The organism is Pseudomonas resinovorans NBRC 106553 (assembly GCF_000412695.1).
Lineage (GTDB): Bacteria > Pseudomonadota > Gammaproteobacteria > Pseudomonadales > Pseudomonadaceae > Metapseudomonas > Metapseudomonas resinovorans_A.
Genome location: NC_021499.1, coordinates 1,047,634 through 1,071,503 on the forward strand (window position 1 = coordinate 1,047,634; position 23,870 = coordinate 1,071,503).

Genomic DNA, 23,870 nt, shown 5'->3' on the forward strand with positions numbered 1-23,870 from the left:
CCCTTCCTTCTGACGATTTCCTAGCCTCTGTCATCGGCCTGAAACCCGCATCTGTGCAGCATTCCATGACGTTTTGTTGAGTATTCGAAACAGTCAACTGGCGATGCGACAAAGGGATGCACGAAAGCGGCAATTTTTGATTGATCTGTGGTTCCTGTGGTCCTAAAGTTCGCGCCCGAACGTCCATGCTGGCAACGATCCATCCGGCTCAAGTACTGACGACGAGAGGTTTGATGTCGGAAACGACTGAAGATCCTCGGCGACATGCCTTGGGAAGTAGGCGAACCAAAGTGGGGAAACTGATCAGACGTTCCGGCCCGTTGTCCAACACGACACCTGGCCACCCCTAACAACCTTTGTTTGTTTTGCCATATGGAGTCCCTCGCATGTCGATCAAGGTCGAAGACTATTTCACGCCCGAAACCTTCCAGCGCATGAAGGCGTTTGCCGATAAGCAAGAAACCCCCTTCGTGGTCATCGACAAGCAGACCATCAGCAATTCGTACGACCAGCTGGTGAGCTGCTTCCCCTTCGCCAAGATCTACTACGCGGTGAAGGCCAACCCGGCCTCCGAAATCACCGAACTGCTGCGCGACAAAGGCTCCAACTTCGACATCGCCTCCATCTATGAGCTGGACAAGGTGATGAAGACCGGCGTCGGCCCGGAGCGCATCAGCTACGGCAACACCATCAAGAAAGCCCGCGACATCCGTTACTTCTTCGAGAAGGGCGTGCGCCTGTTCGCCACCGACTCCGAAGCCGACCTGCGCAACATCGCCAAGGCCGCCCCGGGCGCCAAGGTCTACGTGCGCATCCTCACCGAAGGTTCCACCTCGGCCGACTGGCCGCTGAGCCGCAAGTTCGGCTGCAACCCGGACATGGCCCTGGACCTGCTGATCCTCGCCAAGCAACTGGGCCTGGTGCCCTACGGCGTGTCCTTCCACGTGGGCAGCCAGCAGCGCGACATCGACGTCTGGGACGCCGCCATCGCCAAGGTCAAGGTGATCTTCGAGCGCCTGAAGGAAGAAGACGGCATCACCCTGCAGATGATCAACATGGGTGGCGGCTTCCCGGCCAACTACATCCAGCGCACCAACAGCCTGGAAACCTACGCCGAGGAAATCATCCGCTTCCTCAAGGAAGACTTCGGCGACGAGCTGCCGGAAATCATCCTGGAGCCGGGTCGTTCGCTGATCGCCAACGCCGGCATCCTGGTCAGTGAAGTGGTGCTGGTGGCGCGCAAGTCCCGCACCGCGGTCGAGCGCTGGATCTACACCGACGTGGGCAAGTTCTCCGGCCTGATCGAAACCATGGACGAGGCGATCAAGTTCCCGATCTGGGTGGAGAAGAAGGGCGAAGTGGAAGAAGTGGTGATCGCCGGTCCGACCTGCGACAGCGCCGATATCATGTACGAGAACTACAAGTACGGCCTGCCGCTGAACCTGGCCGCCGAAGACCGCCTCTACTGGCTGTCCACCGGCGCCTACACCACCAGCTACAGCGCGGTGGAATTCAACGGCTTCCCGCCGCTGAAGGCCTTCTACCTGTAAGGCTGCACTGCCTCCGACAAAGCCCGCCCCTTGGCGGGCTTCGTCGTTTTGTACGCCCGACGACGCGCTTTCTCTCAGATCGAAGTAGGTCGAATCTGTGACGGGTGAGGGTATTTCCGAACCTGGTTCTTGTGGGTGTGAATGAGAATCTATGCTGAATAGAGTCCCTCTCCAGTTTTCCAGGAGAGAGTCCAATGACGCAGTCCACCGCTGTATCCAGAACGCCCCAGCGCCATCTGCTGGCCACCACCATCGGCATCGCCCTGTTCGGCATCGACCTCGGGGCCCAGGCCGAGGAACAGGGCCGGGCCCTGCATCTCGACGACCTGAGTATCGAGGGCCGGCAGGAGAAGACCTACCGGCCCGAGCGTTCCGCCTCCGCCAAGTACGCCGTGCCCCTGCTGGACACGCCGCAGACCATCACCGTGGTGCCCCGCGAGGTGATCCGCGACCAGCAGGCCCTGAGCCTGCGCCAGGTGCTGTCGAACGTTTCCGGCATCACCTTCAACGCCGGCGAGGGCGGTGGCGGTTCCGGGGACAGCATCAACATCCGTGGCTTCTCCGCCAACGCCAACATGCAGATCGACGGCCTGCGCGACAGCGCCCAGAACAACCGCACCGACAGCTTCAACATCGAGCAGGTGGAGGTGATCAAGGGCCCCAGCTCGGTGTTCGGCGGCTCCGGCACCACCGGTGGCACCATCAACCAGATCACCAAGCAGCCCATGGCCGAGCGCTTCACCGATCTCGGCGCGAGCCTCGGTACCGACCGCTATCGGCGCCTGACCCTGGACACCAACCAGCCCCTGGACGGCGTCGGCCACGGCAGCGCGTTCCGGCTCAACCTGATGGCCCACGAGAACGACGTGCCCGAGCGCGATCACATCGACCGCCAGCGCTGGGGCGTCGCTCCCTCCCTGGCTCTGGGATTCAGCGAGGATACCCGCCTGACCCTGAGCTACTTCCACCAGCGCGACGACAATCTGCCCGACTACGGCGTGCCTACGGCGAACGGCAAACGGATGGCCGGGGTCAGCCGCGATGCCTACTTCGGCTGGCGCAACCTGGACAAGGAAGAGATCCGCCAGGACGCCTTCACCGTCAAGCTGGAGCACCAATTCAACGAGCGGTTGTCGCTGCAGAGCCTGACCCGCTACGCCGAGGTGCATCGCGATACGGTGATCTCCGCCGCCCATGTCAACGTCGACGGGATGCCACCGGGCCGCTACCTGCCAGCCGGGCCTCAGGCCTATGGTCGCGACGTCGACAGCCGGATGTGGATCAGCCAGACCAGCCTCACTTCAGAGTTCGACACCATCGGCTTCGGCCACACCTTGGTGGGTGGTGTGGAGCTGTCCCGCGAGACCTATTCCCGCGACACCTATTCCTACAACCTGGTCTTTCCCGCCAGCGGCTATCCCCTGGCCAGCCCACCCGGCTACTGGAGCGGTCCCACCAACAGGGCTACTTCCGCCAAGGTGGATACCCGTCTGATCGACCGCGCGCTCTTCCTGTTCGACACCATCGCCCTCTCCGAGCAGTGGGACCTCAGCCTGGGCCTGCGCTACGACTGGGTGGACGGCGATGCCGAAAACCTCACCCTGACCCGCGGCAGCTGGGTCCCGACGCGGTTCAGTTCCAGCGACGAGCGCTTGAGCGGCCGCGCCGGCCTGGTGTTCAAACCGGTGGAAAACGGCCGCATCTACGTCGCCTATGGCGACTCCTTCAACCCCTCGGCGGAGAACCTCGTCACCTCCGGCGCCGGCCTCACCGCCGCGACCGAAGACCTGGGGCCGGAGAAGAACCGCAGCTGGGAGCTGGGCACCAAGTGGGAACTGCTGGATAGCCGCCTGGGGCTGGAAGGCGCGCTGTTCCGGGTGGAGAAGACCAACGCCCGCGAGACCATGGTCGACGGCAGCACCGCCCTGGCCGGCGAGCGCCGTGTGCAGGGTGTCGAGCTGGCGGCCAATGGCAGGATCACCGAGCAATGGGCCGTGTTCGCCAACTTCACCTTCCTCGACAGCGAAACTACCGATGCGGCCAACACCCCGGCGGGGCTGGCGACCGAAGGCCAGGCCCTGGCCAACACGCCGCCACGCTCGTTCAACCTCTGGACCACCTATGACCTGCCAGAAGGCTTCCGGGTTGGCTACGGCGCGCGCTACGTCAGCGAACGAAACCTCACCTCGTCCAATGATGGCATCAAGCTGGACGCCTTCTGGCTGCACAACGCCATGCTCGGCTACAAGGTCAGCGAGACCCTCGACCTGCAGCTGAACCTCAACAACCTGTTCGACAAGGACTATGTCGAGCGCGTACGCACCGTGGTTGGCAACGCCGCGCGTTCCTCCGCCGTGGAGTACGGTGATGCCCGCTCGGCGGTGATGACCGCGACTCTGTCTTTCTAAGTCCGGCCCCCCTCAGGGACGCCCCGACCACGCACGTGGCCGGGGCGTTTTCATTGGGGCCGGGATACCGGCCTGGATCAATGTGCGGGGCGGCTGGCGCTGTCATAGTGCCGCCGCCCAATTTAGAATCATTCGCTACTGATAGGGGTTCGCCAAAGGACCCACGGAGACGCCGACCATGATGCTGACCATCCCCGACGTGCTCACGCCCGAGCAGATACGCCAGTGTCGCGCGGCGCTGGAGCGGGCCAGTTGGCAGGACGGTCGGAGCACGGCCGGGCATATCGCGGTCCGGGCCAAGGCCAACGAGCAACTGGCCCAGGACGATCCGCTGGCCGTCGAGATAGGCGACTTCATCCTCGACCGCCTGGCCGCCAATCCGCAGTTCGTGGCGGCGGCGCTACCCCTGAAGGTGCTGCCGCCGCGCTTCAACCGCTATGCCTGCGGTGGTACCTACGGCAATCACATCGACAATTCGATCTTCAGCGTGCCGGGCACGCCGCACCGGGTGCGCGCCGATCTGTCGGCGACCTTGTTCTTCAGCGATCCGGACGATTACCAGGGCGGCGAGCTGGTGGTGGAGGATCGCTACGGCAGCCATCGGCTGAAGCTGCCGGCCGGGCACCTGGTGCTCTACTCCAGCGGCAGCTTGCACCGGGTCGAGCCGGTCACCGGCGGTGCGCGGCTGGCGTCGTTCTTCTGGATCCAGAGCATGGTCCGCGAGGATAACCAGCGCGAGATGCTGCTGGAACTGGACGAGAGCATCCAGGCGTTGACCCGCCAACTGCCGGAAAGCCCCGAACTGGTGCGGCTGACCGGGCTCTACCACAACCTGCTGCGGCATTGGTCCCACACCTGAGCGAACCCCCATGACGCCTCTCCCCAAGCTTGCGCAGATACCCGCGGCCATCGCCGCGCTGGCCGACTACGAGGCCTTCGCCCGCGAGCGCATGACGCCCTCGGCCTGGGCCTACCTCAGCGGCGGCGCGGCGGACGAACTGACCCTGGCCGACAACCTCGCGGCTTTCCAGCGCGTGCGCCTGCTGGGTCGGGTGCTGGAGGATCTCAACGGCGGCCATACGCGCCTGCAGCTGTGCGGGCTTGATCTGGATTACCCCATCCTGCTGGCGCCCGTGGCCTTCCAGCAGTTGGCCCACCCGGCCGGCGAGCTCTCCAGCGTGCTCGGCGCGTCCGCCATGGGGGCGGCCATGGTGGTCAGCACCCAGGCCAGCGTCAGCCTGGAAGCCATCGCCGAGGCGGCGCAGACGCCGCTCTGGTTCCAGCTCTACATCCAGGCGGACCGCGACTTCACCCGCGACCTGGTACGTCGCGCCGAGGCGGCCGGCTACCGGGCCCTGGTGGTGACGGTGGACGCGCCGGTCAACGGCATGCGCAATCGGGAACAGCGTGCCGGCTTCGCCCTGCCCGAGGGCGTCGAGGCGGTCAACCTGCGGGGCATGCGCAGCCTGCCACCCAGCGTGGCCCAGCCGGGCGCGAGCCCCCTGTTCGGCAGCCAGTTACTGGCCCATGCGCCGACCTGGAAAGACCTGGAATGGTTGCAGTCCCTCACTTGTCTGCCGGTACTGGTCAAGGGCGTGATGAACCCGCTGGATGCCACGCGGGCGGTGGAGCGGGGCGTCGCCGGGATAGTGGTTTCCAACCATGGCGGCCGTACCCTGGATGGCATGCCCGCGACCCTGGACGTGCTGCCGGCGGTGGTGCGCGCGGTCGACGGCAAGGTGCCGGTGCTGCTGGATGGCGGCATCCGTCGGGGCACCGATGTGCTCAAGGCCCTGGCCCTGGGAGCCGATGCGGTCATGATCGGCCGGCCCTACGTCCACGGGCTGGCCACGGCCGGGGCCTCGGGTGTCGCCCATGTGCTGCATCTGCTGCGCACCGAGCTGGAAGTGGCCATGGCCCTGGGCGGTTGCGCCACGCTGGCGGATATCGACGCTTCGCTGATCTGGCGCTGAGCTCTGGACGCGAATCTATCGAGTGGCGGGTGTACTTTTGCAGGGCTTTCTTCTGTCAGCTCTTTCTAAAGGTTCAAATGTGACCGCTTGGTCATTTCCTTTCTGACATTCTCGATGGCTTGTTTGTGTTCGCCATTTTACGATTTTTATCGTCCATAAGTCGGTATTTAGCCGATTTTAGTGGATGCTTCTGCAATTTCTCGGCTATCAGGCTTCTTCCAAAGAAATGTAAAGATTGTGTAAGGTTCTTGATTGAATATTTACTGATAAATATTCGCAAATAGAATTGCGCCCCAATTCCGTAGGGGGAACGATTCTCATGAGCAAAAAGAACAAGCTGCCGCAACGCGCCATTCTTGGCACCGCCATTGGTCTGGCCATCGCTGCGCCGGCCGGTATCGCGATCGCCGCCGAGCAGGGCGGCACCCTGGAACTCGGCGCCGTCAAAGTCGATGGCAAGACCGAGAAGACCTACAAGGTCGAGCAGTCTTCCTCCGCGAAGTTCACCGCGCCGCTGCTGGATACCCCGCAGACCATCACCGTGGTGCCCCGGGAAGTGATCCGCGAGCAACAGGCGCTGAGCCTGCGCCAGGTGCTTTCCAACGTGTCCGGCATCACCTTCAACGCCGGCGAGGGCGGCGGCGGTTCCGGCGACAGCATCAACATCCGTGGCTTCTCCGCGAACAACAACATCCAGATCGACGGCCTGCGCGACAGCGCCCAGACCAGCCGTACCGACACCTTCAACATCGAGCAGGTCGAGGTCATCAAGGGCCCGAACTCGGTGTTCGGCGGAGCCGGCACCACCGGCGGCAGCATCAACATCATCAGCAAGCAGCCGATGGATCGCGCCTTCACCACCCTGGGTGCCGGCCTCGGCACCGACAACTACCATCGCCTGACCCTGGACACCAACCAGCCGCTGGAAGGCGTGGGTACCGACAGCGCCTTCCGCGTGAACCTGATGGCCCACGAGAACGACGTGCCCGGTCGCGACCAGATCGACCGCGAGCGCTGGGGCGTTGCGCCGTCCCTGCGCCTGGGCTTCAACGAGTCCACCCGCCTGACCCTGAGTGCCTTCCACCAGCAGGACGACAACCTGCCCGACTACGGCGTCCCGGCCCGTGACGGCAAGAAGCTCGGCGGTGTGAGCCGCGAGGACTACTTCGGCTGGAGCAACCTGGACAAGGATGAAATCGAGCAAAGCGCCCTCACCGCCAACCTCGAGCACGATTTCAACGAGAACCTGCGCCTGCAGAACCTCACCCGCTACAGCCGCATCGACCGCAACACCATCGTCTCGGCGTCCCACGTCAACACCGTCGGCGTGCCGCCTGGCCGCTACCTGCCGGCCGGCCCGCAGGCCCTGGGCCGTGACGCCACCACCGAGATGTGGATCAACCAGACCAACCTGCGCGCCAGCTTCGATACCTTCGGCCTGGGCCACGAGCTGGTCACCGGTGCGGAAATCTCCCGCGAGAACTACGACCTCAAGAGCTACAACCACGGCCTGGGCGCCGCGCTCTACCCGGCCGACGGCTTCGACCTGTCCAACCCGCCCGGCCATTGGGACGGTCCGGTGGCCAAGGCCACCACCGGCTACACCGAGAACCAGCTGGACGACAAGGCGCTGTACGTCTTCGACACCATCGCCCTGAACGAGCAGTGGGACTTCAACGTCGGCCTGCGCTACGACTGGTTCAAGGGGCACAGCGACACCTTCTCCGGCACCCATGCGCAGACCGGCCGCTTCACCTCCAAGGATGAGGAGCTCAGCAGCCGCGCCGGCCTGGTCTACAAGCCGGTGGAGAACGGCCGCTTCTACCTGGCCTGGGGCACTTCCTTCAACCCCACCGCCGAAGGCATCGCCTCCAACGGCGGCGGCCTGACCGCCGCGACCGAGAACCTGGACCCGGAAAAGAACGAGACCTGGGAACTGGGCACCAAGTGGGAACTGCTGGGCGGCAAGCTGGAGCTGGACGGCGCGCTGTTCCGCGTAGAGAAGACCGACGCGCGTGAAACCATGCTCGACGGCACCACCCAACTGGCCGGCAAGCAGCGCGTGCAGGGCGTGGAGCTGGGCGTGACCGGCCACATCACCGAGCAGTGGGATGTGTTCGCCAACTACACCTTCCAGGACAGCGAGACCCTGAAGGCCGCCGATACCACCGCCGGCATCGCCCGCGAAGGCCAGGCGCTGGGCAACACGCCGCCGCGCTCGTTCAACCTGTGGACCACCTACGAACTGCCGGAAGGCTGGACCCTGGGCTACGGCGCCCGCTACGTCAGCGAGCGCAACGTGAGCTCCAGCACCACCGCCAAGCTGGACGAATACTGGGTGCACAACGCCATGGTCGGCTACCGGGTCAACGAAAACCTGGACCTGCAGCTGAACGTGAACAACCTGTTCGACGAGGACTATGTGGAGCGGGTACGCCAGCAGAACGGTACCGACGCGCGTTCCTCGGCCATCGAATACGGCGACGCCCGTTCGGCGATCCTGACCGCCAGCTACTCCTTCTGACGGCAAGGCGCGGGCCCTGCCTGGCGCAGGGCCCGCGTAGCTGTAAATAAAAGGTAAAAGCGCCTTTAGGTGGTTTAATGCATCCCGTTCTCAAATAAAATCGCCTCCCGGTCTGGCGTGGTGCCGACCGTGAATCTGCGATTCGACGCGTACCCGCGCGTCCCCGAGGGATATCCACGTGTTGAAGAAGACCCTGTTCCAGCTGCACTGGCTGTTCGGTATCAGTGCCGGGCTGGTGCTGGCCCTGATGGGCGTCACCGGGGCTGCGTACAGCTTCCAGGAGGAAATCCTCCGCCTGCTGAACCCCGAGAGCCTGACGGTCCAGGTGCGCGACGGTGGTGTGCTGCCGCCGGCCGAGCTGGTGAGCAAGATCGAAGCCGCCGAGGGCAAGAAGGTCTCCGGACTCTGGGTCGAGACCAACAACGACCACGCCGCCCGCGTCTTCTTCACCCCGCCGCCGGGCGAGCGCCGTGGCCCCTGGCGCTACTTCGATCCCTATACCGGCGAACTCCTCGAAGAACCGATCGGGCAGCAGTTCTTCGGCCTCATGCTGCAGCTGCACCGGTTCCTCGCCATGGGCGAATTCGGCAAGCAGATCACCGCCGCCAGCACCCTGATCCTGGTCTTCTTCTGCCTCTCCGGGCTCTACCTGCGCTGGCCGCGCAAGGCCACCAGCTGGCGCGCCTGGCTGACCCTGGACTGGTCGCGCAAGGGCCGCAGCTTCAACTGGGACCTGCACGCCGTGGCCGGTACCTGGTGCCTGGTGTTCTACCTCCTGGCCGCCCTGACGGGCCTGTTCTGGTCCTACGAGTGGTACCGCGAGGGCCTCAACCGCCTGCTCTCCGACGCCCCCGCCGGCCAGCACAAACCTGGCGAACGCCGGGGCGAGGGACGCGGCGAAGGTCGCGGCCGTCCCGGCCAGCAGGCGCCTTCCGGTCCGCCGCTGGTGGTGGACTACGACGCGGTGTGGAAGAGCATCCGCGAGACCGCCGGCCCCGGGTTGAGCGCCTACAACCTGCGCTTGCCGCCGGTGGGCGGCCAGCCCGCCCAGGTGTTCTACCTGCTGGAAGACGCCGCGCACCCGCGCGCGCTCAACCAGATCAACCTCGACCCGGCCACCGGCAAGGTGGCGCGCAGCGAGCGCTATACCGACAAGAGCTTCAAGGCCCAGTTGCTGACCAGCATCTATGCCTTGCACGTCGGGGAGTACTTCGGCCTGCCCGGCCGCATCCTGGTGATGCTGGCGAGCCTGACCATGCCGCTGTTCTTTGTCACCGGCTGGTTGCTCTATCTCGACCGCCGGCGCAAGAAGCGCGCGGTGAAAGCCGCCCGTGGCGGCCTGGCCGAGGCCGGAGGCGACGACGCCTGGCTGATCGGCTTCGCCAGCCAGAGCGGCTTCGCCGAGCAACTGGCCTGGCAGAGCGCCAGCCAGCTCCAGGCCGCCGGCCTGCCGGTTCGGGTGGAGCCGCTGGCCGCGCTGGATGGCGGCACCCTGGCCCAGGCACGCAACGCCCTCTTCGTGGTCAGCACCTTCGGTGATGGCGAGGCCCCGGACAATGCCCGTGGCTTCGAGCGCAAGGTGCTCGGCCAGGCTTCCCAACTGGCCGGCCTGCGCTTCGCCGTGCTGGCCCTGGGGGATCGCCAGTACGAGCAGTTCTGCGGCTTCGGCCGACGCCTGCAGGCCTGGCTGAAAGGGCAGGGCGCCAGCCAGCTGTTCGACCCGGTGGAAGTGGACAACGGCGACGGCGGTGCTCTGCAGCACTGGCAACAACAGCTCACCCAGGTTTCCGGCGGTGTCGCGCTGAGCCCCTGGAGCGGACCGGCATTCGAGAGCTGGACCCTGGAAAGCCGCGAACACCTCAACCCCGGCAGCCAGGGGGAATCCACCTGGATGCTGCGCCTGCGCGCCCCGCTGGGCAGCCAGGTGGACTGGCAAGCCGGCGACCTGGTGGAAATCCTGCCGCGCCAGGCCGAACCGCGGATCCAGGCCTGGCTCGACCGACATGGCCTCGACGGCGATGCCCAGGTGGAGCTGGACGACGTCCGCCAGCCGTTGCGCCAGGCCCTGGCCGGGCGCCTGCTGACCGACTCCTTCGAGCACCTGGTGGGCTTGCAGCCCCAGGCCCTGGTACAGGCGCTGATCGGCCTCTCGGTGCGTCAGTACTCCATCGCCTCGCTGGCCAGCGACGGCGTGCTGGAGCTGATCGTGCGTCAGGAACAACATGCCGACGGCAGCCTGGGCATCGCCTCCGGCTGGCTGACTCATTACCTGTCGGTGGGCGCCGCCGTGCCCCTGCGCCTGCGCCGCAACAGCCGCTTCCACCTGATCGACGAAGACCGCCCGCTGATCTTCATCGGCAACGGCACCGGCCTGGCCGGCCTGCGTAGCCTGCTCAAGGCGGCTGTCGCCTCCGGCCGCCAGCGCAACTGGCTGCTGTTCGGCGAACGCAACCAGGCCCATGACTTCTACTGCCGCGACGAGCTGCAAGGCTGGATGGCCAAGGGCGAGCTGCAACGCCTGGACCTGGCCTTCTCCCGCGACCAGGCCGAGAAGGTCTACGTGCAGGACCGCCTGCGCGAAGCGGCCGGCGAACTGCGCGCCTGGCTGGACGAGGGCGCGGTGATCTACGTCTGCGGCAGCCTGCAGGGCATGGCCGAAGGCGTCGACCGTGTCCTGCGCGAAATCCTTGGCGACGAGGCGCTGCAGCAGCTGAATGACGACGGCCGCTACCGCCGCGACGTGTATTGAAGGCGCCCCGCGCCGAACCGAGTGATCCCTGCTCCTAGAGAAGCTTCGCCCCGCCTTGTGCGGGGCGTTTTTTTGGGCGCTTCACAGAGATCTGGGAGAGGTCTGTTAACTGGGAATCGGCAATGTTGTGTGATTGCCCTACCTGGCTCGCTGCTGCGGATACTGCCCTCTCCCCCGCCCCTCTCCCGGCGGGCGAGGGGTGACTCGCGCCGGCGGGCGCCGGACAGTCCTGATGCCTAAACTGATCTGACATCGGACAGAGAAGTTGAAGCCGCGCAAACCGCCCCTTCAGGAGGCCGAGCGGAATCGTTGCAGAGGGGGACGAGCGGCACGGATGCCGCGAGAGGCGTGCGGGGCCATGGATGGCCCCTCACGCCGGGCCCCCGGAGCGACGATGTAGCGAGGGAAGTTTGGCGAAGCCAAACCCGGATGTCGGGGCAAGCCTTTTTGGTTTCTTTTGGGGCGACTGCCAAAAGAAACTCGCCCGGGAAGGCGAAACAGAAACCTCCAGCCCGCTCGGCAATGAGCTGGGCAACGGCTGTGGATACGACACTGTCGTGGATGCCCGGTGCGTGGCGCGCCTTGCAGGATTGCTCCTGGGCGGGTTCAGATGATTTGACCCCTACCAGAGTCCCGGCTTTTAGCCATAATCGGCTGCATGAACAGACCAATCCTGCTGAACTGCGACATGGGCGAGAGCTTCGGCGCCTGGCGCATGGGCAACGACGAGCACGCCATGCCGCTGGTGGACCAGGCCAACCTCGCCTGTGGCTTCCACGCCGCCGACCCCTTGACCATGCAACGTACCGTCGAGCTGGCGCTGCGGCATGACGTGCGCATCGGGGCTCACCCGGCGTACCCCGACCTCGTCGGTTTCGGCCGCCGCCACATGGCCTGCTCGCCGGAGGAAGTACGGGCCCAGGTGCTTTACCAGTTGGGTGCGCTGGACGCCTTCTGCCGGGCGGTCGGTACCCAGGTGGCCTATGTGAAGCCCCATGGCGCGCTGTACAACGACCTGGTACGCGACGATGCGCTGCTGGAGGCGGTGCTCGATGCCTGCGCCAGTTACCGCAAGGGCCTGCCGCTGATGGTCCTGGCGCTGACCGACAACAGCCGCGAGCTGCAACTGGCGGATGCCGCCGACGTGCCGTTGATGTTCGAGGCCTTCGCCGACCGCGCCTACCTGTCCGATGGCCAGCTGGCGCCCCGGCGCCTGGCGGGCGCCGTGCACCACGAGCCCGAGCGCATTCTCGACCAGGCCCTGGCCATCGCCGCGGGCGAACCCTTCCCGGATATCGACGGCAAACCGCTGCGGCTGGTGGCCGACAGCCTCTGCGTGCATGGCGACAACCCCGAGTCCCTGGCGGTGCTGCGTCGTCTGCGAGGCAAGCTGGACGCCCTATGATCCGCCTCGAGCCTGCGGGTGCCGAAGCCCTGCTGCTGGTGCTCGCCGACGAGCCGGACGCCGGGTTGCCGGTGCGCATCGCCATGCTGGCCGATACCCTGCGCCAGCAACTGGGTCACCTGCTGCTGGACCTGGTGCCGGGCTGGACCGGGCTGCTGCTGCACTACGACCTCAGCCGCACCGACCACCAGCGGCTGGCGCTACTGATCGAGCCGTTGCTGGAAGACTGGCTGGCGCAGCCGGTCGCCGCCCAGGCCGGCCGGCTGCATGAAATCCCCATCTGGTATTGCGGCGAGGACCTGGCCTGGGTGGCCGAGTCCTGCGGCCTTGCCCTGGCCGACCTGGTGGCGATCCACAGCGGCGCCGAGTACCGGGTCGGCGCCATCGGTTTTTCCCCCGGCTTCGCCTATCTGGGCGGCCTCGATTCGCGCCTCGCCCTGCCGCGTCGCGCCAGCCCACGGGTTCGCGTGCCGGCCGGCAGCCTGGCCATCGCCGAACGACAGACCGCCATTTATCCACAGGCATCGCCGGGCGGCTGGCACCTGCTCGGCCTCTGCCCCTGGAGCCTGTTCGACGCCCGCCGCGAACCGCCCTGTCCGCTGGCCCTGGGCGACCGCGTACGCTTCTTCGCCATCGACGAAGAGCGCTACCGCGCGGAAGGGGGCGAGGCGTGAGCGGCCTGCGGGTGATCAAGCCCGGCCCCCTTAGCCTGCTGCAGGATGCCGGCCGTCACGGCTGGCAGCACCTCGGCGTATCGCCGGCGGGCCCCATGGACCTGTTGGCGGCGGCCTGGGCCAACCGCTTGCTGGGCAATCCGCGCCAGTGCGCCGTACTGGAAATCGCCCAGGGCGGTGTGGAGCTCGAGGCGGAGGAAGCGCTCTGGCTGGCGTTCACTGGCGCCGATATGCCGCTGCTGGTGGATGGCGAGCCGCGACTCAATTGGTCGCGCCTGCACCTGGCGGCCGGTCAGCGCCTGCAGATCGGCTACGCCCGCAGCGGCCAGCGCGGTTATCTGGCGCTGGTCGACGGCATCCGCGCCGACGCGGTGCTGGGCAGCGTCGCCTGCCAACTGCGTGAAGGGCTCGGTGGACTGGAGGGTGACGGTGCGCGCCTGGCCGTGGGCGATCGGCTTGCCGGCGGCAGCGGTGGTTTCCCCCGTGGCGCCAGCGTGCCCTGGCCCTGGCAACCGGACTACCAGGCCGAGCAGGTGCTGCGGGTGATGATTGGCGGCGATGCCGCGACCTTCGCCGAGGCACAGACCCGCGCCTTCTTCGAGCAGCCCTGGCTGCTCAGCTCGCAGTCCGACCGCATGGGCGCGCGCCTGCAAGGGGACGCCATGGTCGCGCCGCAGCGGCAGTGGTCCCAGGGCGTGGTCAGCGGCGCCATCCAGGTGCCGCCGGACGGCCAGCCCATCATTCTCATGGCCGACCGCCAGACCATGGGCGGCTATCCGGTACTTGGCTGGGTCCACCCGCTGGACCTTGGGCGCCTGGCCCAGTGCCCGGCCAACCGCTTGCTGCGCTTCGTCGCCATGGGCCTGGAAGAGGCCCAGGACGAGTTGCGGGAGTTCTATCGCTTCTTCGGGCGTTGAGCTTCAAGGCTTCTCTGCCGCAACAAATCCCGTAGGAGCGAGCGTTCGAGCTCGGGCTGTTCGCGAGCAGAGGGGCCTACTTCGGCAAGTGGCTCAGCGGCAGCGGGGAGGGCGCCTTCACCGTCTGGATGGCGAAGTTGCTGCGGATGTCGCTGACGCCGGGGAGCCTGAGCAGGGTGCCGGTGAGCAGGTGCTCATAGGCGCGCAGGTCCGGCACCACCACTTGCAACAGGAAGTCCGATTCGCCCGATACCAGGTGCACCGAGATTACCTCCGGCAGGCTGATCACCGCCGCGCGGAAGGCCTCGGCCTGTTCCTGGCCATGGCGTTCCACCTTGACCCCGACGAATACCGTCAGGCCCAGCCCGACCTCATCGCGGTCGAGGCTGGCGTGGTAGCCACGGATCACCCCGGCTTCCTCCAGCAGGCGCACCCGGCGCAGGCAGGGGGAGGCGGACAGGCCGATTTCCTCGGCGAGCTGCACGTTGGAGAGGCGACCGTCGCGCTGCAGGGCGGCGAGAATCCGGTGATCCAGGGCGTCGAGTTTGATGCTTGGCATAAGTGCTCTGATTGGTAGGTAATGATTGGCAGGAAATGCCATTAATCATGGCTCCATGGGCTGAATACGCAAGCACCTGCCCTGGCCTTCGGCTCTAGAATTTTCCTTCCAATGGCGAATCTGGAACACAGAAATGACCGCTTTCCTGATCGCCCTGGCGGTGGTCTACCTGCTGCCCGGGCCCGACATGATCCTCCTGCTGCAAACCGGTGCCCGCCAGGGCCGCGCCATGGCCCTGGCCACCGCGCTGGGGCTGGCGCTGGCGCGCGGGTGCCATGTGGCGCTGGCCGGACTCGGCCTGGCGGTGCTGTTCCGCACCGCGCCCTGGACCTTCGACCTGGTGCGCCTGGCGGGTGCCGCCTACCTCTGCTGGATCGGCGTGAAGCTGCTGCAGGCAGAGGCTTCTGCGCTGGTGGTGAGTGGTGCGCCGGAGCCGTCGCGGGCTTACGGCAAGGCCCTGCTGCGGGGCCTTTTGACCAACCTGCTGAATCCCAAGGCGCTGCTGTTCTGCTCGGTGCTGCTGCCGCAGTTCGTCGATCCGGCGGCGGGGCCGCTGGGGCTGCAGTTCGCCCTGTTGGGCGGGGTACTGGTGGCCGTGGGACTGGCCTTCGATAGTGCCTATGCCCTGGCGGGCGAGGGGCTGGGCCGCTGGCTGGGGCGCCGGCCGCTGGTACAGCGCGTGCAGCAGTGGCTGTTCGGTGTGGTGCTGGTGGGGTTCGCGGCGCGGCTGGCGTGGTTGCGGGATATCTGATGCTTCATCGAGGCGTCGTTAAATTTGTAGGAGCGAGCTCGGGCTGTTCGCGAGCAGAGCTCGCTCCTACGGTACGCATTCAAGGGCTCAGCCGTTGATGTCCTCGACGTTGTGGCAGGCCACCTGGCGCGCGTCGAGCAGCCGCAGTTCCGGTACTTCCACCTTGCAGCGCTCGGTGGCGTAGGGGCAGCGCTTGTGGAAGGCGCAGCCGGACGGCGGGTTGAGCGGGTTGGGCAGTTCGCCGGCGATCTTGATCTTCGGCTTGGCCGGGTCCGGGTGGATGGCCGGCGTGGCGGAGAGCAGGGCCCTGGTGTAGGGGTGCAGCGGACGCTCGTAGATCAGCGCGCTGGGGCCCATCTCCACCGGGCGACCGAGATACATCACCAGCACGTCGTTGGCGACGTGGCGCACCACCGCGAGGTTGTGGGAGATGAACACGTAGCCGGTGTTGTAGCGCTCCTGCAGATCCATGAAGAGGTTGAGCACCTGGGCCTGGATCGACACGTCCAGGGCCGAGGTCGGCTCGTCCGCCACCAGCACCTTGGGGTTGAGCATCATGGCGCGGGCCAGGGCGATGCGCTGGCGCTGGCCGCCGGAGAACATGTGCGGGTAGCGCTGGAAGTGCTCGGGGCGCAGGCCCACCTGCTGCATCATCGCCTGTACCTGCTCGCGCCGCTCGACGCGGGACAGCCCGGTGTTGATCGACAGCGGCTCGGCCAGTTGGTCACCCACCTTCTGCCGCGGGTTGAGGGAGGCGTAGGGGTTCTGGAAGACCATCTGCACGTCGCGGCGCAGCTGCCGGCGGTCTTCCTTGCTGGCGCCCGCCACTTCGCGGCCGGCGATCTGCAGGGAACCGGAGGAGGGCTCCTCGATCAGGGTCAGGGCGCGGGCGAGGGTGGACTTGCCGCAGCCGGACTCGCCGACCACGGCCAGGGTGCGACCGGCCTCCAGCTCGAAGGACACGCCGTTGAGGGCGCGCACCAGGGCGTGGGGCTTGAACAGGCCGCGGGATACCTCGTAGTGGCGGGTCAGCTCGCGAGCGGTCAATACGGCACTCATCGCGCCACCTCGATCAGGTTAAGGGGGTAGAAGCAGCGCACGGCGCCATGGGCGTGGGCATCCAGGGTCGGACGCTGGGCCACGCAGTTGGGCTGGCCATAGGGGCAGCGTGGCGACAGCAGGCAGCCATGGGGCCGGTCGTAGCGACCGGGGACTATGCCCGGCAGGGTCGCCAGGCGACGGGCGCCCAGGCTGTGCTCGGGAATCGCCTTGATCAGGGCTTCGGTATAGGGATGGGTGGGGGAGTCGAACAGGCGCGGCACTTCGCCGATTTCCACGGCCTGGCCGGCATACATCACGCAGACCCGGTCGGCGGTCTCGGCGACCACCGCGAGGTCGTGGGTGATCAGCACCAGGCCCATGCCCTGGTCGCGCTGCAGGTCCAGCAGCAGGTCCATGATCTGCGCCTGGATGGTGACGTCCAGGGCGGTGGTGGGCTCGTCGGCGATCAGCAGCTTGGGCTCGGCGGCAATCGCCATGGCAATGGCCACGCGTTGGCTCATGCCGCCGGAGAGTTGGTGCGGGTAGGCATCGAGGCGGCTGGCGGCGCCGGGGATCTCCACCCGTTCCAGCAGCTCGAGCGCACGCTGGCGGGCGGCCTTGCCCTTGAGGCCCATGTGCTGGTGCAGCACTTCCTCGATCTGGAAGCCCACGGTGTAGCTGGGGTTGAGCGCGGTCATCGGGTCCTGGAAGACCATCGCCAGGTCCTTGCCGACGATGTGGCGACGCTGCTTGCCCTTGAGGGTGAGCATGTCGTGGCCGTCGAAGCGCAGGCTGTCGGCGGTGACCCGGCCGGGCGCATCGATCAGGCCCATCAGGGCCATCATGGTCACCGACTTGCCGGAGCCGGACTCGCCGACTATGGCCAGCACTTCACCCTTGTTCACGCTGATGTCGAGGCCGTCCACCACCGGGACGGCATCGGCGTCGCCGAAGCGCACGGACAGGTTTTTGATGTCGAGGAGGCTCATACTGCGGTCTCCGGGCGGTACGCGATGTTCGGGGTGCTCGACCGGACGTGATGGGTATCGCTGCGCTCAACCCATCCTACGAAGATGATTTGATTCATGGCGGGCTCCTCAGACGGCATTCTTGAGTTTCGGGTCCAGCGCGTCGCGCAGGCCGTCGCCCATCAGGTTGATCGCCAGCACACTGAGCAGGATGGTCAGGCCGGGCAGCGAGACCACCCACCAGGCGCGTTCGATGTAGTCGCGCGCGGAGGCCAGCATGGTGCCCCACTCGGGGGTCGGCGGTTGTACGCCGAGGCCGAGGAAGCCCAGGGCGGCGGCGTCGAGGATGGCCGAGGAGAAGCTCAGGGTGGCCTGGACGATCAGCGGCGCCATGCAGTTGGGCAGCACGGTGACGAACATCAGGCGCAGCAGGCCGGCGCCGGCCAGGCGCGAGGCGGTGACGTAGTCGCGGTTCAGCTCGCCCATCACCGAGGCGCGGGTCAGACGCACATAGGAGGGCAGCGAGACGATGGCGATGGCGATCACGGTGTTGATCAGGCCCGGGCCGAGGATGGCGACGATGGCCACCGCCAGCAGCAGGGAGGGCAGGGCCAGCATGATGTCCATCAGGCGCATGATCGAGGGGCCCAGCAGGCGCGGGAAGAAGCCCGCCACCAGGCCGAGGAGGATGCCGGGAATCAGCGACATCACCACCGACGCCAGGCCGATCATCAGGGACAGCCGGGCGCCGAAGATCAGCCGTGAAAGCAGGTCGCGGCCCAGTTCGTCGGTGCCGAGCAGGAACTGCGCCTGGCCGCCTTCCAGCCACACCGGCGGGGTCAGCAGGAAGTCGCGGAACTGCTCGCTCGGGTCATGGGGCGCGACCCAGGGAGCGAAGAGCGCGCAGATCACGATCAGGATCATGAAGGCGAGGCCGCCGACGGCGCCCTTGTTGTGGGCGAAGGCCTTCCAGAACTCCTTCAGCGGCGAAGGGTAGAGGATGCTCGGGTCAGTGGCCGGGATATTTGAAACCGTGTTCATCAGTTGCTCCAGGGAAACTGTCCAGGGCCATTAACGCTGGTGGCGGATGCGTGGGTTTACCAGGCCATAGAGGATGTCCACGACGAAGTTCACCACGATTACCAGGCAGGCGATCAGCAGGATGCCGTTCTGCACCACCGGGTAGTCCCGGGCGCCGATGGCCTCGATCAACCATTTGCCGATGCCGGGCCAGGAGAAGATGGTTTCGGTCAGCACCGCGCCGGCGAGCAGGGCGCCCACTTGCAGGCCGAACACCGTGAGCACCGGGATCAGCGCGTTGCGCAGGCCGTGGACGAAGACCACCCGGGCCGGCGACAGGCCCTTGGCGCGGGCGGTGCGCACGTAGTCTTCGCGCAGCACCTCGAGCATGGCCGAGCGGGTCATGCGGGCGATCACCGCCAGCGGGATGGTGCCCAGCACCACGGCGGGGAGGATCAGGTGGCGCAGGGCGTCGACGAAGGCGCCTTCCTCTTCGGAAAGCAGGGTGTCGATGAGCATGAAGCCGGTCCTGGGCTCTATGTCGTAGAGCAGGTCGATGCGCCCGGACACCGGGGTCCAGCCCAGCCCCACGGAGAAGAACATGATCAGCAGCAGGCCCCACCAGAAGATCGGCATGGAGTAGCCCGCCAGGGATATGCCCATCACCCCGTGGTCGAACAGCGAGCCGCGCTTGAGCGCCGCAATCACCCCGGCCAGCACGCCGAGGGTGCCGGCGAAGATCAGCGCGGCGATGGCCAGCTCCAGGGTGGCCGGGAACAGGGTGAGGAATTCGTTCCAGACACCCTCGCGGGTGCGCAGGGATTCGCCCAGGTCGCCCTGTGCCAGCTTGCCGATGTAGTCCAGGTACTGTTCCGGCAGCGGTTTGTTGAGGCCCAGGCGTTCCATGGCCTGGGCGTGCATTTCCGGATCGACCCGGCGTTCACCCATCATCACTTCCACCGGATCGCCGGGAATCAGGCGGATCAGGGCGAAGGTGAGCAGGGTGACGCCGAAGAAGGTGGGGATCAGAAGCCCCAGTCGGCGCGCGATGAAACTCAGCATTTGGGCGAATCACTCCTCATCTTGGTAATGCCGGCCATTGGTTGACCGTTCCCTGCAGTTTAGGCCGCATGGGTGAAGGCGCCGGACCATGGGGCCGGGCCTTGCGTTCGTTGTGGCAGGTAAGAAAGGCTTCGGCCGGTCTGCGCCGGCTCGAAGTAGCCATCGAGGCCGGTTGCCCGGCCCCGATCACTCAGCGTTCGTTGGAGACACCATAGAAGCTGTTGCGGCCGAAGGGGCTGATCAGGAAGTCCTTCACGTCCTTGCGCATCGGCTGGTAGACGGTGGAGTGGGCGATCGGGGTGATCGGCAGCTGCTCCTTCAGGCGGTGCTGGGCTTGCTTGTACAGCGCGGTACGCTGCTCCACGTCGGCGGTGGCCTTGGCCGCTTTCACCAGCTTGTCGTAGTCGGCGTCGCACCACTTGGAGAAGTTGTTGCCGTTGACCGAGTCGCAGCCGTAGAGGGTGCCGAGCCAGTTGTCCGGGTCGCCATTGTCACCGGTCCAGCCGATCAGCATGGCGTCGTGCTCGCCGTTGTGGGCGCGCTTGATGTACTCGCCCCATTCGTAGCTGACGATCCTGGCCTTGATGCCCACCTTGGCCCAGTCGGCCTGGAGCATCTCGGCCATCAGCTTGGCGTTGGGGTTGTACGGGCGCTGCACCGGCATGGCCCAGAGGGTGATCTCGGTGCCTTCCTCGATGCCGGCGGCTTTCAGCAGCGCCTTGGCCTGTTCCGGGTTGTAGCCGGCGTCCTTGATGGTCTCGTCGTAGGACCACTGGGTCGGCGGCATGCCATTCACGGCAAGCTGGCCGGCGCCCTGGTAGACGGCGCCGATGATGGCCTGCTTGTTCACCGCCATGTCCAGCGCCTGGCGCACTTCGAGCTTGTCGAAGGGGGCGCGGGTGACGTTGTAGGCGATGTAGCCGAGGTTGAAGCCGGGTTCGCTGGGCACCAGCAGGTTCGGGTCCTTCTTCAGCGACTCGATATCCGCCGGGCGCGGGTTGAGGGTGACCTGGCACTCGCCGGCCTTGAGCTTCTGCGCGCGTACCGAGGCATCGGTGTTGATGGCGAAGATCAGGTTGTCGATCTTCACGTCCTCGGGTTTCCAGTAGTCCTTGTTGCCGGTGAAGCGGATCTGCGCGTCCTTCTGGTAGCGCTTGAGCACGAAGGGGCCGGTGCCGACGGGTTTCTGGTTGATCTGGGCGGCCTTGCCGGCCTTGAGCAACTGGTCGGCGTACTCGGCGGACTGGATGGCGGCGAAGTTCATCGACAGGTTCTGGATGAAGGCGGCGTCCACCTCGTTGAGGGTGAAGGCCACGGTCATCTCGTCGACCTTCTCCACCTTGGCGATGTTCTTGTCCAGGCCCATGTCGGTGAAGTAGGGGAACTCGGTGGGGTACGCCTTGCGGAAGGGGTGGTCCTTGTCGAGCATGCGCTGGAAGGTGAAGAGCACGTCGTCGGCGTTGAACGCGCGGGTCGGCTTGAAGTAGTCGGTGCTGTGGAACTTCACGCCGGGGCGCAGATGGAAGACGTAGCGCTTGCCGTCTTCGCCGATATCCCAGCTGCTGGCCAGGGCCGGCTCGACCTGGGTGCTGCCGCGCTGGAACTGGGCGAGGCGGTTGAAGAGGGTTTCGGAGGTCGCGTCGAAGTCGGTGCCGGTGGTGTATTGGCCCGGATCGAAGCCGGCGGGGCTGCCTTCGGAGCAGAACACCAGGTTGCTGGCGGCGTGGGAGAGGCCGGAGCCGAGAATCAGGCTGGCGGCGAGCATGGACTTGAAGGTGGATTTCTGACGCATGCGGACCTCGTTGTTGTTGTTCTGAGGGCGGCGTATCAGGTGGTCGCAGTCGGTGCTGTTGGTGGCCCCTGATCCTGTGGCTTCGTGGGCCGCAGGTCGCCCGTCATTCGCGAGCCGGGGTGCCGGATGCCGGCGCTCCCGAGCGGGCGATGAGAGGTGCGGAAAAAGGGATGACCCAGCCCGCACCGGAAAGGCCGAACTTAAGTGATGCTGAAATTAAGGTCAACTTAAATTCAGTGAGGCTTACTTGAGAAAAACTGGAGTTCAGGCGCTGGGATGGTCGTCGAACAGGCCCATGGTGGTGACGGTCAGCACCTCGGCGATTTCGTCGCCGGCGTTGGCGAGAAAGTGCGGCTTGGCGGCGTCGAAATGCACCGAATCCCCGGCACCCAGCGGGTAGTTGCGGCCTTCGATGGTGTAGACGATCTGCCCAGAGAGCACATAGGCGAACTCGGTGCCTTCGTGGGAGATGAGTTCGGACTGGTAGCCCACCGGCATGCTCATCTTCACGGCGTTGATCAGGTTGCCGGGGAAGTTGCTGGTCAGGCGCTCGTAGGCCAGCGGCTGGCCGCCAATGGTGTAGCGCACGCGCTGGCCCTGGTGGGAATCGGGCTGGTGCTGCATGGGCTGGTCGAACAGGGTGTTGAGCGGAATTCCCAGGGATTTGGCGATGTTCGCCAGGGATGAAATGGACACGCCGGTGAGGTTGCGCTCTGCCTGGGACAGGAAGCTGGCCGTCAGGCCCGATTCGGCGGCTACCTGGTTCAGGGTCTTGTTGGCGGCGCGGCGATAGCGGCGCAAGCGTTCCCCGATGCGATCTACGGTCATTGGCGTGGCTCGTGTTCTGAAGGGCGCCAGTATAGCCGGCGGCGCATCTTAGAAAAGGCTTGTCGCATTAATGAAATTAAGTAGAACTGAAATTTCGCATTGACGGTTATTTAAGTGGTGCTTAAATTCTGTCGACTGCAACAGGATTCGGGAGAACGACATGACAGTGGGTGTAGGTGGCAAGACTCCGCAACAGGCGCTGGGCGGCCTGACCAACATGACCGCGAGCGTGCAGCCCATCGATCTCGCCGAGTACCAGGCGCGCATCGCCAAGGCCCAGGTGCTGATGCGTGAGCAGGGGCTCAGCGCCATCTACCTGAACGCCGGCAGCAACCTGCGCTATTTCACCGGCGTGAAATGGAACCCCAGCGAACGCATGGTGGGGGCCGTACTGCCCGCCCATGGCGCGCTGGCCTATATCGCCCCGGCCTTCGAGGAAGGCACCATCCGCGATTTCCGCGAGGTGGACGGCGTTATCCACACCTGGCAGGAACACGAAAACCCCTACCGCCTGCTGCTCGACATGCTGGCGGGCATGGGCCTGGCCGCCGACGCGGTGGTGGGGCTGTGCCCGTCCCTCGCCTTCTTCATGTTCGATGGCATTCGCCGCCTGGGGGCGGGCTTCGATTTCGTCGATGCCGCCTGTGTGATCAACCCCTGCCGCTACCACAAGTCCGCCACCGAGCTGGCGCTGATGCAGCGCGCCAAGGACATGACCCTGGAAGTGCACAAGGCCGCCGCCAGCATCCTCCGTGCGGGCATCAGCACCCTCGAGGTGGCCGAGTTCATCCGCGAGGCGCACCGCAAGGTGGGCGCGCCGGGCTCGACCTTCTGCATCGTGCTGTTCGGCGAGGCCAGTGCCTTCCCCCATGGGGTCAAGCACGCGCAAGTGCTCAAGGACGGCGACATGGTGCTGATCGACACCGGCTGCCAGCTCCATGGCTACCAGGCGGACATCACCCGCAGCTATGTGTTCGGCACCCCCAGCGAGCGCCAGCGCGCGCTGTGGAACCTGGAGAAGGCCGCCCAGCAGGCCGCCTTCGACGCAGCCAACCTGGGCGCGCCCTGCGGCTCGGTGGACGCCGCCGCCCGCCGCTGCCTGGAGGCCGCAGGCCTGGGGCCGGATTACCAACTGCCCGGCCTGCCCCACCGTACCGGCCACGGTATCGGCCTGGACGTCCATGAAGGGCCCTATCTGGTCCGTGGTGACGAGACGCCGTTGGCCGAGGGCATGTGCTTCTCCAACGAGCCGATGATCTGCGTGCCGGGGGAGTTCGGAATCCGCCTGGAGGATCACTTCTACATGACGGCCAACGGCCCGCGCTGGTTTACCCAGCCGAGCCATTCCATCGACGACCCGTTCGGGTTGGAAGCCTGACGCGGTTGGTTGGTGGGGCCTCCCTCTCCCTCTGGGAGAGGGTCGGGGTGAGGGGCGGTTAGGGCTTGCCCCGGGGCGACCGGCAGGCCTGCGGCCTGCTTGGCGAATGAATTCGCCCCTACACCATGAGCGCGACCCGCCACGTTCTACGGCAGTTCGTAGATCCGGATGAAATCCGGGAGCGGCGGTGGGTTTTTCCCGGATTGCATCCGGGCCTGCTGATGGGTTTCGCTCCGCTCGCGGAACGCCGCCCGACCCATCCTGCGGGCTA

Annotated in this window: 18 protein-coding genes; 11 read left to right on the top strand and 7 right to left on the bottom strand. The window is 66.1% G+C overall.

From position 1 onward, the window contains the following. Positions 1-386: 386 nt before the first annotated feature. The 9 genes from PCA10_RS04860 to PCA10_RS04900 all read left to right on the top strand — a co-directional run bounded on the left by PCA10_RS04860 (position 387) and on the right by PCA10_RS04900 (position 14,200). Positions 387-1,550 (top strand): type III PLP-dependent enzyme, encoded by a 1,164-nt coding sequence (locus tag PCA10_RS04860; RefSeq protein ID WP_016490913.1) that lies wholly within the window; start codon positions 387-389, stop codon positions 1,548-1,550. A 194-nt stretch (positions 1,551-1,744) separates the two neighbouring features. Then, positions 1,745-3,958, top strand: coding sequence for a TonB-dependent receptor (locus tag PCA10_RS04865; RefSeq protein ID WP_016490914.1), 2,214 nt, complete (start codon positions 1,745-1,747; stop codon positions 3,956-3,958). A 178-nt stretch (positions 3,959-4,136) separates the two neighbouring features. Continuing rightward, the gene (locus PCA10_RS04870; protein ID WP_016490915.1) at positions 4,137-4,817 is read left to right on the top strand and encodes a Fe2+-dependent dioxygenase; all 681 of its coding nucleotides are present in this window, start codon (positions 4,137-4,139) and stop codon (positions 4,815-4,817) included. A 10-nt stretch (positions 4,818-4,827) separates the two neighbouring features. Next, a complete protein-coding gene (locus PCA10_RS04875; protein WP_016490916.1) occupies positions 4,828-5,931 on the top strand; it encodes an alpha-hydroxy acid oxidase in 1,104 nt (367 codons plus the stop codon). A 319-nt stretch (positions 5,932-6,250) separates the two neighbouring features. Then, on the top strand, positions 6,251-8,455 hold the full coding sequence (locus PCA10_RS04880; RefSeq protein WP_016490917.1) for a TonB-dependent receptor: 2,205 nt from the start codon (positions 6,251-6,253) through the stop codon (positions 8,453-8,455). Positions 8,456-8,636: 181 nt separating this feature from the next. Then, the gene (locus PCA10_RS04885; RefSeq protein ID WP_081664034.1) at positions 8,637-11,204 is read left to right on the top strand and encodes a sulfite reductase flavoprotein subunit alpha; all 2,568 of its coding nucleotides are present in this window, start codon (positions 8,637-8,639) and stop codon (positions 11,202-11,204) included. A gap of 658 nt (positions 11,205-11,862) precedes the next feature. Beyond that, the gene (locus tag PCA10_RS04890; protein ID WP_041770138.1) at positions 11,863-12,609 is read left to right on the top strand and encodes a 5-oxoprolinase subunit PxpA; all 747 of its coding nucleotides are present in this window, start codon (positions 11,863-11,865) and stop codon (positions 12,607-12,609) included. After that, positions 12,606-13,283 carry a 5-oxoprolinase subunit B family protein gene (locus PCA10_RS04895; RefSeq protein WP_016490920.1) on the top strand — a complete coding sequence of 226 codons (678 nt, stop codon included), beginning with the start codon at positions 12,606-12,608 and terminating at the stop codon, positions 13,281-13,283. Before PCA10_RS04890 ends, PCA10_RS04895 begins: the two co-directional genes overlap by 4 nt. After that, the gene (locus PCA10_RS04900) at positions 13,280-14,200 is read left to right on the top strand and encodes a 5-oxoprolinase subunit C family protein (protein WP_016490921.1); all 921 of its coding nucleotides are present in this window, start codon (positions 13,280-13,282) and stop codon (positions 14,198-14,200) included. Before PCA10_RS04895 ends, PCA10_RS04900 begins: the two co-directional genes overlap by 4 nt. Before the next feature lie 76 nt (positions 14,201-14,276). Here PCA10_RS04900 and PCA10_RS04905 read toward each other — a convergent pair whose 3' ends face one another. Beyond that, entirely contained in the window at positions 14,277-14,750 is a 474-nt protein-coding gene (locus tag PCA10_RS04905; RefSeq protein ID WP_144277023.1) for an Lrp/AsnC family transcriptional regulator, read from the bottom strand. 142 nt (positions 14,751-14,892) lie between these two features. Here PCA10_RS04905 and PCA10_RS04910 point away from each other — a divergent pair, with 142 nt between their 5' ends. Continuing rightward, positions 14,893-15,510 (top strand): LysE family translocator, encoded by a 618-nt coding sequence (locus tag PCA10_RS04910; protein ID WP_016490923.1) that lies wholly within the window; start codon positions 14,893-14,895, stop codon positions 15,508-15,510. An 87-nt stretch (positions 15,511-15,597) separates the two neighbouring features. On the opposite strand, the gene PCA10_RS04915 is transcribed toward PCA10_RS04910, so the two are convergent. The 6 genes from PCA10_RS04915 to PCA10_RS04940 all read right to left on the bottom strand — a co-directional run bounded on the left by PCA10_RS04915 (position 15,598) and on the right by PCA10_RS04940 (position 22,221). After that, on the bottom strand, positions 15,598-16,569 hold the full coding sequence (locus tag PCA10_RS04915; RefSeq protein WP_016490924.1) for a peptide ABC transporter ATP-binding protein: 972 nt from the start codon (positions 16,567-16,569) through the stop codon (positions 15,598-15,600). Next, positions 16,566-17,540: an ABC transporter ATP-binding protein gene (locus PCA10_RS04920; RefSeq protein ID WP_016490925.1), complete on the bottom strand. Its 975-nt coding sequence runs from the start codon at positions 17,538-17,540 to the stop codon at positions 16,566-16,568. Before PCA10_RS04920 ends, PCA10_RS04915 begins: the two co-directional genes overlap by 4 nt. 108 nt (positions 17,541-17,648) lie before the next feature. Then, positions 17,649-18,560, bottom strand: coding sequence for an ABC transporter permease subunit (locus PCA10_RS04925; RefSeq protein WP_016490926.1), 912 nt, complete (start codon positions 18,558-18,560; stop codon positions 17,649-17,651). Positions 18,561-18,590: 30 nt separating this feature from the next. Further along, positions 18,591-19,601, bottom strand: a complete 1,011-nt coding sequence (locus tag PCA10_RS04930) for an ABC transporter permease subunit (protein WP_016490927.1) — start codon at positions 19,599-19,601, stop codon at positions 18,591-18,593. A gap of 190 nt (positions 19,602-19,791) precedes the next feature. After that, the gene (locus tag PCA10_RS04935; protein WP_394296623.1) at positions 19,792-21,366 is read right to left on the bottom strand and encodes an ABC transporter substrate-binding protein; all 1,575 of its coding nucleotides are present in this window, start codon (positions 21,364-21,366) and stop codon (positions 19,792-19,794) included. A 291-nt stretch (positions 21,367-21,657) separates the two neighbouring features. Further along, positions 21,658-22,221: a cupin domain-containing protein gene (locus PCA10_RS04940; protein ID WP_016490929.1), complete on the bottom strand. Its 564-nt coding sequence runs from the start codon at positions 22,219-22,221 to the stop codon at positions 21,658-21,660. A gap of 160 nt (positions 22,222-22,381) precedes the next feature. On the opposite strand from PCA10_RS04940, the gene PCA10_RS04945 reads away from it, so the two are divergent. Beyond that, positions 22,382-23,599, top strand: a complete 1,218-nt coding sequence (locus tag PCA10_RS04945) for a M24 family metallopeptidase (protein ID WP_016490930.1) — start codon at positions 22,382-22,384, stop codon at positions 23,597-23,599. Positions 23,600-23,870: the final 271 nt, after the last annotated feature.